Source organism: Mesorhizobium sp. M1365 (assembly GCF_040317865.1).
GTDB lineage: Bacteria > Pseudomonadota > Alphaproteobacteria > Rhizobiales > Rhizobiaceae > Mesorhizobium.
The window spans coordinates 33,059-44,823 of the sequence record NZ_JAMYLG010000031.1 but is presented as its reverse complement, the minus strand read 5'-3'; the positions used below and the strand labels follow the sequence as shown (position 1 = coordinate 44,823).

The 11,765-nt window shown below is 56.5% G+C and carries 18 protein-coding genes and 3 pseudogenes; 12 read left to right on the top strand and 9 right to left on the bottom strand.

What is annotated here, in order from left to right; genetic code table 11:
* Window positions 1–9: 9 nt before the first annotated feature.
* The 9 genes from NKH04_RS24930 to NKH04_RS24890 all read left to right on the top strand — a co-directional run bounded on the left by NKH04_RS24930 (window position 10) and on the right by NKH04_RS24890 (window position 5,687).
* Window positions 10–645, top strand: coding sequence for a DUF4339 domain-containing protein (locus NKH04_RS24930; RefSeq protein WP_353045140.1), 636 nt, complete (start codon window positions 10–12; stop codon window positions 643–645).
* Complete coding sequence (locus NKH04_RS24925) at window positions 642–1,157, top strand: superinfection immunity protein (protein WP_353045139.1); 516 nt, start codon at window positions 642–644, stop codon at window positions 1,155–1,157. Before NKH04_RS24930 ends, NKH04_RS24925 begins: the two co-directional genes overlap by 4 nt.
* A 383-nt stretch (window positions 1,158–1,540) precedes the next feature.
* Entirely contained in the window at window positions 1,541–1,963 is a 423-nt protein-coding gene (locus tag NKH04_RS24920; protein ID WP_353045138.1) for a MucR family transcriptional regulator, read from the top strand.
* A 75-nt stretch (window positions 1,964–2,038) separates the two neighbouring features.
* The gene (locus NKH04_RS24915) at window positions 2,039–2,401 is read left to right on the top strand and encodes a sunset domain-containing protein (protein WP_353045137.1); all 363 of its coding nucleotides are present in this window, start codon (window positions 2,039–2,041) and stop codon (window positions 2,399–2,401) included.
* Window positions 2,402–2,626: 225 nt separating this feature from the next.
* Entirely contained in the window at window positions 2,627–3,310 is a 684-nt protein-coding gene (locus NKH04_RS24910) for a hypothetical protein (protein WP_353045136.1), read from the top strand.
* A gap of 518 nt (window positions 3,311–3,828) precedes the next feature.
* Entirely contained in the window at window positions 3,829–4,002 is a 174-nt protein-coding gene (locus tag NKH04_RS24905; RefSeq protein WP_353045135.1) for a hypothetical protein, read from the top strand.
* A 95-nt stretch (window positions 4,003–4,097) separates the two neighbouring features.
* Window positions 4,098–4,226 carry a hypothetical protein gene (locus tag NKH04_RS24900; RefSeq protein ID WP_353045134.1) on the top strand — a complete coding sequence of 43 codons (129 nt, stop codon included), beginning with the start codon at window positions 4,098–4,100 and terminating at the stop codon, window positions 4,224–4,226.
* Window positions 4,227–4,276: 50 nt separating this feature from the next.
* Window positions 4,277–4,546, top strand: coding sequence for a hypothetical protein (locus NKH04_RS24895; RefSeq protein ID WP_353045133.1), 270 nt, complete (start codon window positions 4,277–4,279; stop codon window positions 4,544–4,546).
* 85 nt (window positions 4,547–4,631) lie between these two features.
* Window positions 4,632–5,687, top strand: a complete 1,056-nt coding sequence (locus tag NKH04_RS24890; RefSeq protein ID WP_353045132.1) for an eCIS core domain-containing protein — start codon at window positions 4,632–4,634, stop codon at window positions 5,685–5,687.
* Here the strand turns inward: NKH04_RS24890 and NKH04_RS24885 are convergent.
* The 3 genes and pseudogenes from NKH04_RS24885 to NKH04_RS24875 all read right to left on the bottom strand — a co-directional run.
* Window positions 5,684–5,950 (bottom strand): hypothetical protein, encoded by a 267-nt coding sequence (locus NKH04_RS24885; protein ID WP_353045131.1) that lies wholly within the window; start codon window positions 5,948–5,950, stop codon window positions 5,684–5,686. The genes NKH04_RS24890 and NKH04_RS24885 overlap by 4 nt on opposite strands.
* A gap of 80 nt (window positions 5,951–6,030) precedes the next feature.
* On the bottom strand, window positions 6,031–6,258 hold the full coding sequence (locus NKH04_RS24880; RefSeq protein WP_353045153.1) for an excalibur calcium-binding domain-containing protein: 228 nt from the start codon (window positions 6,256–6,258) through the stop codon (window positions 6,031–6,033).
* Between the two features lie 149 nt (window positions 6,259–6,407).
* A pseudogene (locus tag NKH04_RS24875) lies at window positions 6,408–6,629 on the bottom strand (transposase domain-containing protein); the annotation flags it as partial.
* On the opposite strand from NKH04_RS24875, the pseudogene NKH04_RS24870 reads away from it, so the two are divergent.
* Window positions 6,624–6,797: pseudogene (locus tag NKH04_RS24870) on the top strand (transposase domain-containing protein); the annotation flags it as partial. The pseudogenes NKH04_RS24875 and NKH04_RS24870 overlap by 6 nt on opposite strands.
* Here NKH04_RS24870 and NKH04_RS24865 read toward each other — a convergent pair.
* A complete protein-coding gene (locus NKH04_RS24865) occupies window positions 6,719–7,000 on the bottom strand; it encodes a beta/gamma crystallin-related protein (RefSeq protein ID WP_353045130.1) in 282 nt (93 codons plus the stop codon). The pseudogene NKH04_RS24870 and the gene NKH04_RS24865 overlap by 79 nt on opposite strands.
* Here NKH04_RS24865 and NKH04_RS24860 point away from each other — a divergent pair.
* Window positions 6,947–7,371: pseudogene (locus tag NKH04_RS24860) on the top strand (transposase); the annotation flags it as partial. The gene NKH04_RS24865 and the pseudogene NKH04_RS24860 sit on opposite strands and share 54 nt — an antisense overlap.
* Window positions 7,372–7,555: 184 nt before the next feature.
* Here NKH04_RS24860 and NKH04_RS24855 read toward each other — a convergent pair.
* Window positions 7,556–8,122 carry a hypothetical protein gene (locus NKH04_RS24855; RefSeq protein WP_353045129.1) on the bottom strand — a complete coding sequence of 189 codons (567 nt, stop codon included), beginning with the start codon at window positions 8,120–8,122 and terminating at the stop codon, window positions 7,556–7,558.
* A 181-nt stretch (window positions 8,123–8,303) separates the two neighbouring features.
* Here NKH04_RS24855 and tnpB point away from each other — a divergent pair, with 181 nt between their 5' ends.
* Window positions 8,304–8,783, top strand: a complete 480-nt coding sequence (gene tnpB / locus NKH04_RS24850) for an IS66 family insertion sequence element accessory protein TnpB (RefSeq protein ID WP_353045152.1) — start codon at window positions 8,304–8,306, stop codon at window positions 8,781–8,783.
* 279 nt (window positions 8,784–9,062) lie between these two features.
* On the opposite strand, the gene NKH04_RS24845 is transcribed toward tnpB, so the two are convergent.
* The 4 genes from NKH04_RS24845 to NKH04_RS24830 form a co-directional block, all read right to left on the bottom strand.
* On the bottom strand, window positions 9,063–9,734 hold the full coding sequence (locus NKH04_RS24845; RefSeq protein WP_353045128.1) for an HNH endonuclease: 672 nt from the start codon (window positions 9,732–9,734) through the stop codon (window positions 9,063–9,065).
* 85 nt (window positions 9,735–9,819) lie between these two features.
* A complete protein-coding gene (locus NKH04_RS24840) occupies window positions 9,820–10,023 on the bottom strand; it encodes a hypothetical protein (protein WP_353045127.1) in 204 nt (67 codons plus the stop codon).
* A 346-nt stretch (window positions 10,024–10,369) separates the two neighbouring features.
* Complete coding sequence (locus tag NKH04_RS24835) at window positions 10,370–10,696, bottom strand: hypothetical protein (RefSeq protein ID WP_353045126.1); 327 nt, start codon at window positions 10,694–10,696, stop codon at window positions 10,370–10,372.
* 214 nt (window positions 10,697–10,910) lie between these two features.
* On the bottom strand, window positions 10,911–11,483 hold the full coding sequence (locus NKH04_RS24830) for a recombinase family protein (protein WP_353045125.1): 573 nt from the start codon (window positions 11,481–11,483) through the stop codon (window positions 10,911–10,913).
* Between the last annotated feature and the right edge of the window lie 282 nt (window positions 11,484–11,765).

The following is an 11,765-nucleotide window of genomic DNA, read 5'->3' as shown; positions in this document are numbered from 1 at the left end:
CGGGTAGCAATGGCAGAGTGGTATTACGAGCAGGATGGGACACATCGTGGGCCGGTCGCCGAGGTCGACCTCAACGTGATGCTTGCGAATCGCCTAATTGATCCGAGCACCCGAGTATGGACCGCGAGCTTCGGCCAAGCTTGGAAGCACGCGTTCGAGACGCAGCTGCAGATGCCTGCCCCAACTACGCCCCCACCCCTTCCGCAGGGTGCAAACTCACAACCACACCCTGTCGCGGCGGTAGCGCCGCCTGTCGCAAGCGGTCAGGCAGCCATTGTCTGTTCGAATACCCTCACCGAAAAATGGGCCATGTGGTTGGCATGCTCGCCACTGATTTTCTTGGCGGTGGATATTATCCTCGCCTCGGTTGGAATTGATCCCTATGGGGGAAGTTCCCAAGCCCGAGGTGCCACGCTGTGGTTCGGAATTGGCAGTTTCGTGCTCGCCTATAAAGACGCCAGCACAATCAACGCTGCCGAACGCAACCCGCAACACCGATGGCTTTTGCCCTTCATGCTGTTGATGCCCGTCGGCTATTTCCTCCGCCGTTGGTATGTCGCCGCGACACCGCTGACGCCACTTTGGATATGGTTGGTGAGCGTCGTCGTTTACGCGATGGGCGCAGGGGCGTTGTCAACACAATGAGACCGACGCTGCTCAGAGGGTGGCGGATGTGGGCTCTGGCGACGCCGGTCGTTCTGCTGTCGACTTCTGCTTATGCAGCTAATGACGATGCTACTGCTGGCTACGCGATAATGGGAATCTTTCTGCTTCTCGTTGCGATAATCTACGAACTGCCAGCGATCATTGCGTTTCTCCGCGGGCATCCAAACCGATGGTTGATCCTGGTGCTGTGCACGGCACTTGCAGGGACGGGTATCGTCTGGCTGGGCTGCCTTATCTGGGCGTTCAAAGCGGTCCATATTGCCGACGATCCAAATGGCACTAATGGGGGCGAATCTGGATTGAACGTTCTTGCCAACGACGTTCAGCGGGTGCGGCTGGAAAATCCATCGATGTTGCCGCCACCTTTCTCTCCCGCACCGGCGCACCATGACCCTATTGAGAAACTGGAGCGGCTGAAGAAGTTGCTCGATGACGGGGTCATCGAAAAGGAGCAGTTTCAGCGGATGCGAGACTTGATCATCGGTGCATGATGCTCGTGGGCGGAAATCCGCGTTTGCCACAAGCGAGCCGTGCCCGGCGGGCCTAAAAACAGTTTTAACTGCCGAAGCGACCCCGGCGCGGCCTTCAAATAGCTGTTTTTCGGGCCGCACAGGGGCCGCCAGCGCGCGCCAGCCACTTGGTAGCGGTTCGGGGCGCGGCGCGCCCGGCAAAACCAGGCTTTCGGCAGCGCTGACGACGAAAGTCGGCATTGGCCCCGAGCGGCAAAAGGCTCGGTCATGGCGGGTACCTTGAACCTTCGTCATAAGCGCCATCGGCTGCGTAGCAACCGGAAAATGAATAATCGTTGTTCCCAATTGCGCTACCTGGATTGCCCGAATAGGAACTCTAAAGAACAATGAGGAGATTGAGGCTGATGGACGAAGCAATTGAGAAGACGAACGCCGATCTGTTGGACCTGACTGCAGGCATTGTCGCGGCCTATGTTCAGAACAATTCGCCTCCTGTGGCCGGTCTTCCGGATTTGATCGCCAGCGTCAATTCCGGGTTGTCAGGTTTAGTCCTGCCGGTCGTGGCACCGCCGCCAACTCGCGCCAGCGGCAAATCCCAAGAAGTCGGTATTTCCCGACTACATTGTGAGCTGGGGAATGGGCGCAAATTCAAGTCCATGAAGCGCCACCTAGGTCTGCTGGGGATGACACCTGACCAGTACAGGGCCAAGTGGGGTTTGGCGAGCTCCAAGCTACGCGGCTCAGCGGCCGGCCCTTGCGAAATCTATTGGTCGCAAGGCAACTACGAAAACGCCGCCCAAGAAAGCACCAGTAAAACGGAACGCTAAGGCTTAAGCATCCGTCGCTAACAACTTCTAGACTTCCGCTCCTAACGGACGCATTCTCCCTCGTGGGAGAGGGCGATGGGCAAAGCAGTTCATCCCGGACGGACAGGACGGCGAAGGCCATGGCGGCTCTCGCAACGAGCCACTCGCCTTGTGACGGTTCTTGCACTACTTAGCTTTACGTCCGTCGCCTATGTTGCGACGGGCGATCAGCACCAGCTCCCGCTCCTTCATTCCTCTGGAGGTTCTTCGAGCAAGGTCGCCGCGCGCAAAGTAGGCTGCGACATCAAGGGGAACATTAACGAGCGCGGCGAGCGTATCTATCACATGCCCGGCCAAGAATATTATCTGGCGACGCGCGTGAACCCGGCCCGAGGCGAGCGTTGGTTCTGCTCGCAGTGGGAGGCATGGTGGGCCGGTTGGCGGAAGGCCAAGGTGTGACGGTGTGGCTGCCGCCTCGGACCTGTTCGTTGCCAGCAATGGCCGCGGATAGCACCCTGATGGCTCTCAATAGGTTCAACCCTCCCGTCTACGTTAGGACTGACCGTCCTGGCTTCCGCTTCGGGGTCAGCCACGTCGAGGGAGCCGCCGAGCAGCTACTTGATCACGAGCGCGCGGTCGATATCAAATAGGGTCGCCTAGCGCACAATAGGAAGGAGAATCGCCGTGGAGGGTGGACAATTCTTTTCATATTCTGAGTTTGAAATGCTTGCTGGGCGGATGCCGAGCGAAGCGTCCAGCGAGATGCTCGGAATTTTATTCATGCGGAAGGGGCAAGAAATCGCGGACAAAGGCATTGTTCCGTCTTTGAGCTATTTCAACGCGAGGTCGGGGGAGCACATCCATTTTATCCTCGCAGGTTGGAGGCGGGACGGAATTGCGCCAGGCCCAGTTGAATGGAGTTATGACGATTCCGCATTTGTAAGGGCCTGCGAAGTGATCTCGGAGCAAACAACGTGGCGGTATAGCGGAGGCGTAGACCTGCTACTCGTGACCGCAAACCGAAAACCGATTAGCGGGTTTATCGTGGATTTTAGGGGCGTGATCTACATCCCTCTCCACACATTGAAGGAGCGAAAGCTTATTGAAAGTCCGGAGGTGCTTTTCGAGCGCATATTCCGGTTTGCACAGCATTATAAGGGGCCAAATCCGCTTGCCGCGTTCTCCGTTCAGGAAGCCCGCGTGTCGCTAGTGCAGGCAGCAATAGAAAGTGTCTTAGGCTGGCTTCCGAAAGAGGCGAAGGAGAACTTCGACTACGCAAAGAATTTTTTAGTCCGCGACGTATCGAAGGACTCGCCCAGCAACGCAGCGTTGGTCCAGCAAATATCGTGGGCAGGCCCGCCGATCTGATTCCCTCTAAGCGGCTGGATCTCGACCCATCGAGCATCAGCATGATTTAGGCGGCCATCCACAGTCTCGTTCTGAAGCCGTCCCTGTTGCCATCTTGGGCGATTATATATTTGACAAACCCGATTTCCCCTAAAGGTCTCGCGATGCTACCTATCCGCGAGGTGTTTGGGGGAAACATGATCCGCATAGCAATCGTTGTAGCCATTGCCGCTAGCGCAACCGCATGCACTAGCCAAGCGAATGTTCCTTATTCGAGCAAGGGAACTTGCAAGAACTACCCCAGCTATGCCGCGTTCAGCGGAGGGGGCAAGTGGATAAAAATCAACGTTAATGCCTGTATCCCAGACACACCAAATAAATCCTGCATGGTGTATTCTGATGCTACCGGGCAAACGGTGATCAGGTGTAACCCGCTCACGCGCAAATCGGCAACTGCCGAAGGCCGTGCCAGACAGCTTGCAGGAAGCAAATACCCCTAATTTCACGCTGGGGCGCTACCCAGCCCTAGGAGACTTTACGTGTTCATTTCGATGTCAACCATCATCGGGGCGGTGCTCTTCGGCGGGTTTCTTCTCTGGCTTCACATTGAACAATCAACGGCAAAACGGCGCAAAGAGGAACTTGAGCGTGAATACGCCCGAAAAGAGGCTGACAGGCTAGCCAGGATCAAAGACAAATACAGCCAGCGGTAGGGGAATGGGCGGAATTCAGCTTGGAGATATTTTAGCAGATCATAACAAGAACGCTCCGGTCGTGTTACGTTGCGTATTCGAATCGGAGAGAATCGTTGATGGCAACCCCACCGAAGAAAACCATTGCGCAGAAAACCAAAGAGGCGGCCAAACAGTTGGAGCTTGAACTAGTGCCGTTCAAGCTCGGCAAAACCGCGATCAGCTTCAACCTTTCTCATTTCTAGGCATGCCAGAACAACCCGAAAAGTGGCCTAGAGGCGCGCCATGGACGCTGATGCATGCTCACAATGCCGGGCAGGTGGGCCGACTTAGCTGTGGCCTCTGGAATATCAGACGCTTCTATAAGCCGCTGGAGCTCCGGGAAGTGATTGGCAACGTCACCATTGATCAGGTCCGGGCAAAGGTCCGTTGCGAGAAATGCGGGCGCAAGGATTCCATGAGAGCGGAACTGTTCCATCCCGTCGGGCAGGAACTGGAGACCATCCGTTTCCGCCGCCTTGTCGAGATCAGATGGGAGCGACGGGTGGTCTGGAGGGACGAATGAGCAATTGGCGGCCCTAGGAGCGAAAAGTGAATGTTAGTATCAGCTAATTTATGCTAACGTGCCTGTAACAGGGGAGGACGTCTAAATGGCTGCCAAGCAAAATACCCAATTCACCACATCACTAACCGTCAAAATGCAGGTCTCTGAACGCGTGCGCGGGCACGTAAAGGCTTTTTTCTATTGCGTTTTATTCGTGTGGGGCTCGATTGTCGCGCAGTCCACTGAAGCTGCCGCTGTCAGCGGAAACGGACAGGCGTGCAAGACGGACACAGACTGCAAATCCGGCGATTGCTCTTTAGGACCCAATGCAACGCCGGGGGGCGGTAAGATAAAATATTGTGTTGGTAACTCCACATTGTGCGCATGGAAAGGTACTCCAGGCTTTAAGGTCAGCACTGTTCGTAAAAGCGGTAAAACGGAATACTTGTGCGCGCGCGTTCGCGGCGGGCGGGAACAATTCAGCTCAATCGACAGTTTGGTCGGTCTGGATGTCGAACTGGGTACGCTTCCCGAAAACTATTTTTTTGCGAAACTCTCCGGCGGGGTAGGTAAGCATCGTGAGTGTCGTCAAACTGGAAGTTGCCGTGCATGCTTACTGCGAGCTCCATTCACAGGCCACTGCATTCAGCACGGGAATGATCCGATCTGCGAGGCAAGGAAGGTCTTGCGTAAAGCCGACTGTGAGCGCCTGAAGTCAACGGAAATAGTTCAAGCCGAACCTCTGGAATTTGCGATTCACGAAAGCAAGAAGTCAGCAGTGCGCGCCGGTGTGCAAGGACTGCCAAAAAACGTTCGTGACAAAGTGAGTCTTTTTTATCCGAAGGCCGTGCTGGACAGCGTTCGATTTCGTGTCGGCAGCCGTGGCACTCTCGACGTTCAGCGATTTGCTTTCGATTCCGGTGCGGCAGCCGTAACGCTCGACAACGTGATAGTATTTGACAGCCAAAAAGACGCGGACGATGTCTGCACTTGGGCTCACGAATTAGAGCACGTTATCCAATATCGCGGCTTGGGCGTTGACGGCTTTGCACAACGTTATGTGCAGCCTGCTAAGCGTGGAAACTACAATCCTCAGAACGTCGGTAGCCTAGAGGGTTCCGCCGAGGCTCGTAAGGTATATGTCTGTGGCAAATTGGATTAAAGCACGCTACCGGTAATTACTGAAGATGACGCGTACGCGCTTCCGTCGGTTTCGCTTTCCTCGTCAATTGTCCTGACCGGCAAGTAGGCGTTGGTCTCCAGCGATTCTCGCAAAATGATCTGAATAAGGTCCGGCCTGCTAGTTTTCATTTCGGCGGCGATGGAATCGACTGCATCTGTGGTCGCGGGCTCCAGAGGCACGCCCTGACGTTTCTGAGCATCAAAGGCGTGCGGCGCAGTACGAGTTGGCAATCTGCGCGTCACATATCCGATATGCGGTCTGCGGCACTTTCAAGCCCTTCAGCAATTGATTGGCGAGACATTGGATACTGGTTCGTGCGGACTCAATTATTGCTGCCGCACAGGTTTTCGCAGGGTGCTCCGTCGCCGTCGCGGTCGAGATTGCCTCCCCACGGGCAATTCTGGAGATACCACATAGCCTCTTCACACGAGCGAATCTTTCCGCACGTCAGTCGCGGACTACAGCCCCAGGACTGGGCGATCTGTTCATTTGGCGGAGCGCTCACCGAATGGGTGATTGAGGTGGCCGAGAGCCAAACCGACACAAGCATCAGCACGTCTAGCCCCCCAAAGCCCGTGCGCTAAGATGCGGCAAGCCGAGGGCGCACGCAATACATACGCTCAACGTATCGGCGCTGTTGCCAATCATAAACATGACCAATCGAGAGCTTGAAACTCGTAAGCGGGTAGCTGATGCCGTTCAGCGATGGTAGTTCCAAGGCATGAGCGCCTCGATAGCGCTGTTTGGCCAGCCATTGGCGATGCGCTCGAGGGTCTGGGTGAGCCAGGCGTGCGGATCGACCTGGTTCATCTTGGCGGTGGTCAGCAGCGTGGCGATGGTGGCCCATGTCCGTCCGCCGCCGTCGCTGCCCGCGAAGAGGCTGTTCTTTCGGGTAATTGTCTGTGGCCTGATGGCGCGCTCTTCGCTGGCTCGGACGGCGGTGCCGAACACTGGGCAGTCATTGCGTCGCTGGTCGAAACCTGCAAACTCAATGGCGTCGAGCCACTCGGCTATCTCGCCGAAGTCCTCACCAGGAATCCTGGCGCGGTGCAGCTCGGATATCTTCCTGGGCCAAAGGCTTGGGTCTGAAGCCCCTGGAAATTTGTATGTTCACATGAAATCCAATGTCCAGAATCCACTATGAATGAGGAGGTTTCATCATTCCAATTGTCGTGACCTGCCACGGGTAATTTCCTCCATCTGAGATTAGAGTCCGGCCTCGATTGAAGGACGGACTGATGAAGAGAAAGCGGTTTACGGAAGAGCAGATCATCGCGGTTCTGCGTGAGCATGAGGCGGGGGCAAAGGCGGGCGACCTGGCGCGTAAGCATGGGATCTCCGAGGCGACGCTGTATAACTGGAAGGCGAAGTATGGCGGGATGGACGTCTCCGATGCCAAACGGCTGAAAGCCTTAGAAGACGAGAACGCGAAGCTGAAGAAGCTGCTCGCCGACCAGATGCTGGAAGCGTCGGCACTGCGCGAGCTTCTTTCAAAAAAATGGTAGGGCCCGCCGCCAAGCGCGAAGCCGTCGCGCATCTGCAGGCCACGATGGGCTTGTCGGAGCGGCGGGCCTGTTCCTTTGTGGGCGCTGATCGCAAGATGATCCGCTACCAGTCTCGCCGAGCGCCAGAGGCGGCACTGCGCGGCCGCCTATCTGACTTGCCGGTGGTATCCTACTTCAAGGCGACTGGTTTGCCTGTTCCATCAGCAGATGACGGCAACGGAAGAGTGATCCGCGCCATCCTCAACGGCTGGACCACGATGACCCCCGCCGGCACTCACACCCAAGACTGACCCTCGCCCCGCGGGCTCCAGCCGGCGGGGCTTCTATTTTCCGACGAGCCTCTCAGCAGCCAAATATACACTTAAGCGGCCGGAGTGGATCCTTGATGATCTTCCCGAGATCGTTGTTCTTGCCTCCTATTCCAATGGCATTGAGGATGTCATCGCGTGCTTTCGGGATTAAGGCATCCGGCCCTCCCAGAGGATAGCCGGCGAGGATATCCGAAGCGTCCACAAAGCCCATTTTGCCGGGTAGCAGTTTGGCTATGCCGAGTGTCTGGACGTCGACGAAGGCGTTGATCACGTCTTGATACGGCTTTACCTGCTGCTCACAGTCGGTGATAAGCTTGTCCACCGCCGCAGCGCCGATTTGTTTATCCCGTGCCAATTTCGCGCTAATTTCGGGGAGGGTGTAGAATTTTTCACCGACCTTGATTGCGACGGAATTGGGGTCGCCACCCTTCGCTACTATTTGCTTAATGGCTTCGTTCACTTGGTCAATTCGTGGATCGTAGTAGGCCGATATTTGGTTGTACCCAGCATCCTTCGCTTCGATACATTTATGCGGTTGAGCGAAGGTCGGTCCGCCACAAATAAGTAGAGTACCGACGAGCAAAACATATTTACGCATGACGATGTTCCTCCCAAATGTGTTTACTTTTTTGCCCCCACAGCTTCACTTTTAACTGCGCCTCATCTTTGGGAAAGGTAGGTGTTCGCACCATAGTAGAAGGTGCTAATACACTCTATGTGGCGCGAGAATTGCGCCCATCCCTACTGACTGTCGTGAAGTCGCCCGCATCGTCTTGCGCATGATCCTGAGAAGGAGCCGAAGCGGGCATTCAGGGCTTGGGAGAACGCATCTCGCTCGCGCCCGTTGGATGACAACGAATGGCCATCAATATCTCCTGGCTGGTGGCGATGGTGAAGGCGCTGGGCGTTTCATGATCCCGGTTCCGAGCCAGGTGCGGATCTGGTTGGCGGTCGGCCGGACCGATATGCGTCGCGGAATGCAAGGCCTCGCTCTGCAGGTTCAGGAGACGCTGGGCCGGGACCCGCATGCCGGCGATATTTATGTCTTCCGCGGCCGCAGCGGCAATCTGATCAAGATTATCTGGCATGATGGGCTCGGCATGTCGCTGTATGCAAAACGGCTCGAGAAGGGCCGGTTTCTATGGCCGTCGCCGGCGGACGGCACGGTTTCCATATCACCGGCGCAGCTCGCCTACATGCTCGACGGGATCGATTGGCGCAACCCGCGTCACACGTTCCGCCCGCAGCGCGCGGGCTGAGTTTTTCTTTGAGTTTGCGCCATTTTCCGCGAGTCAGCGGACGTGAAAATCGCGCGCCGATGGACTTAGCTGTTTCAGTGCACCGGCGAACTGGACAGCAGCGTGGTCAAGCGCGTCTGCTACAGCATTGAGCACTCCTATATGCTCATACGGCTCAGGCAGACTTGGTATCACTAATGCGAGATTGACAGGCAGCGTGTCCGCGCTTTGGTCTGCAGCAGCCCAACGGCCGCAACCCGTAGTCTGAGAAGCGGTCGAATTACTGCCATGTCGGTGCCCTCAACGTTCTACCGCGGCTTGGACCAATGCCCTTAGCTGTTCGATTGTAAGCATGGGTTCGCGACGGTGGATCATGGCGTGACAGTTGGCACACACCGGCCGCAGGTCCTTAGCTGGGTTCACCTGATAAGCCCGGCCGATCTTCTTCAGAGGGGTAAGGTGGTGGACGTGGATGAACCCCCTGCCATGGATGCCGTATTTCTTCGAGAAATCCTCTCCACAGGCCATGCAAGCCAGCCCGAACAGTCTTAAGCATTTCGCTCTTGCCTCAGGATTTCGTTCGTACGCATTTACGAAGACCTTCGTTCGCGCGCCCTCCCAAAACCCGTCTTCGTCCCCAACTTGATCGGGGAAAAGCTGACCCGCCGATCCAATTTGATCAGTCCAGTAGCGGATGACCGGACTACCCCATCCTCTCGGAGCCGGTCGATAATCTAATTTCTCTACGATGTTCGCCCGGGCAAATCTCGCTAAGGTGTGAGCTATTCGAGAATACGCGCTGAAGTAGGTTTTCGCCCCGACACCGCCCGCCCCATACTCTGCCTCAATCGCTCTCCACTTGCTTGGATAACGCTGGCCCAGCTTTTTGATGAACTGCATTGTGGAAAAAGGGCGTTGGGCAAGATGTTCAAGAACGTCGTGAAATTCATGTTCTGTGATGTCGGCTGCCAAAATACGTCCCTTCGGAATCGGGTCAGGTGCTCCTGTCGCCAGACTCTATGCGCCAGCATGAGGCAAGGCAGAGGAAGAGTTTTTCCTACCATTGAACAGGGTTGAACGGGATTCCGCGGCTCTTCAGCTCAGCCTCGATTTCGTCGCGGTGCTGTGCCCAATCGGGATATTCGGCTACCCCGTAGTACGGGTCGTTCTTTTGCGGGTTTGCGGCGTCGGCTGCGGCGACTGTCCGGACCGACTTGTGAAAAGCCTTCAGGCCGTTGTCACTGAGCTTGCTGATATCCATTTGACACCCTCCCGGTTGGACCCGGCCGGAAGTAACCACACTTGGTGCTGACCCACAAGCAGAGCGTCCGAACCAAGGCCATAGAGGGCTGAGGCAGTCAAGTTGTGCGGCTCGCCTGCTCGAAAAGGTATGGGGTCAGCGCTGAGACTCGCGTGAGGGGGCGGCCGGTTTAGGTCCACCAAAGCCGGATGCCGCCCAATAGATCAGCGATCCGATCAGCAGTGCGACGAGTGGGCCGGATATCGCAACGCCGGTTACGTACCGGACATTACGCCAAGGTTGGACCGTCAGCATTGATAGGTTAAGCGAACCGTATGCCCGCCGGACCATCTTCACGTCGGAGATGTCACTGAATTCTGGGTAGTTTCTGCGATAGGCCGCACAGGTACCCGACATCCGGAGTGATGACGTGTTCGCGCTCGAAATCCGGCCCTTCCTGACCGCGCGCCCCAGAACACAGGACGGGTACGGTGTAGCGGCTTACGTCGAATGTCTCGAATTGGTTCTCTCTGTCGAAACCTTCCTTGACCGCAGGCCCGTAAACATAGCAGACGCCAACCACATATGCTGCGGATAGTACAATCCATACCCTGACCAGCCCGCGCTTAATGTTCATAAGCCAGCCTCCCACCTGCCAGATCGTATCGCTAAGCAAATCTTCCGCAAGCTTCATCCATCCAACCGCACTGGCGCTTTCGCACGCCTTTATCCGGGTGGACTGCCTTGTCGGCCTTCTCTCGCAAAGCCTTTGCCGCCAAGTGCGCGGTAACCACGCTTGCTCGGCGGCAATCCAATCGGCTTTGGCTTTGGCGTCGTCAACATCTAGAACTGGATATCATCATCGAACGGTACCAGCGCTGGCCTACTTGGTAGGACCGAGTCGTCGCCTACCTCGCCACAATAGACTCCGAGCGGTACTGGCCGTTAAGAATGCGATATACCTGCATCCTCGAGCACCCGAGTGCCTTGGCGATCTCCGAAATGCCTTCCTGTTTTCTATGCATCTCTACAACTCGGCTATGGTCGATACGCGCCTTGCCCCCTCTGTAGGTCCCCGCCGATTTCGCCTTTTGAATCCCTTCACGCTGCCGCTCCTTGATGAAGCGGCGCTCCATCTGCGCCACCATCCCGAGCACCGTCAGCACGATGTGCCCCATCTCGCCGCGGGTAGATACATGCGGGTCCAGGACGGTGACGAAAGCCCCCCTCTGCTCGCACTCATGGATCAAGTTGAGAACGTCGCGGGTGTCGCGGCCGAGCCGGTCAAGCCGGGTGACCACCAGCTCGTCTCCTGGCCGAAGAAAGTCGATGATCGTCGCAAGTTCCGCTCGACCATCGCGGCTCGCCCCAGAGACCTTTTCGGACCGAATGATGCCGCAGCCTTCGGCCTTCAACTTGGCGATTTGCGTATCGAGATCTTGGTCAATCGTACTGACGCGGGCGTAGCCAATCCGGCTCATGGTGTCACCTCAGGGTTTTAAGCCCGAGGCTACCTTGTCACAAATAGCCGATGTCAACCCAGATGTTACATAGGCGTGGCGGCGGCGCGTTACGTCACGTCAGGGCATACCCTGACGTGCGATGATCAGCGCTTTGCGCCATTTGCCGACGCTCAGCGCCAGACCAGGAGCGTTTTGTGTTGGGCCGAGGATAGGCAGCATCAGTGTGCGGATATTCAAGCCCAGACATTCAGGTCGGCGTAAGCATCGTCGCCACCTGACCCAATGCAGACGCCGCCTTTC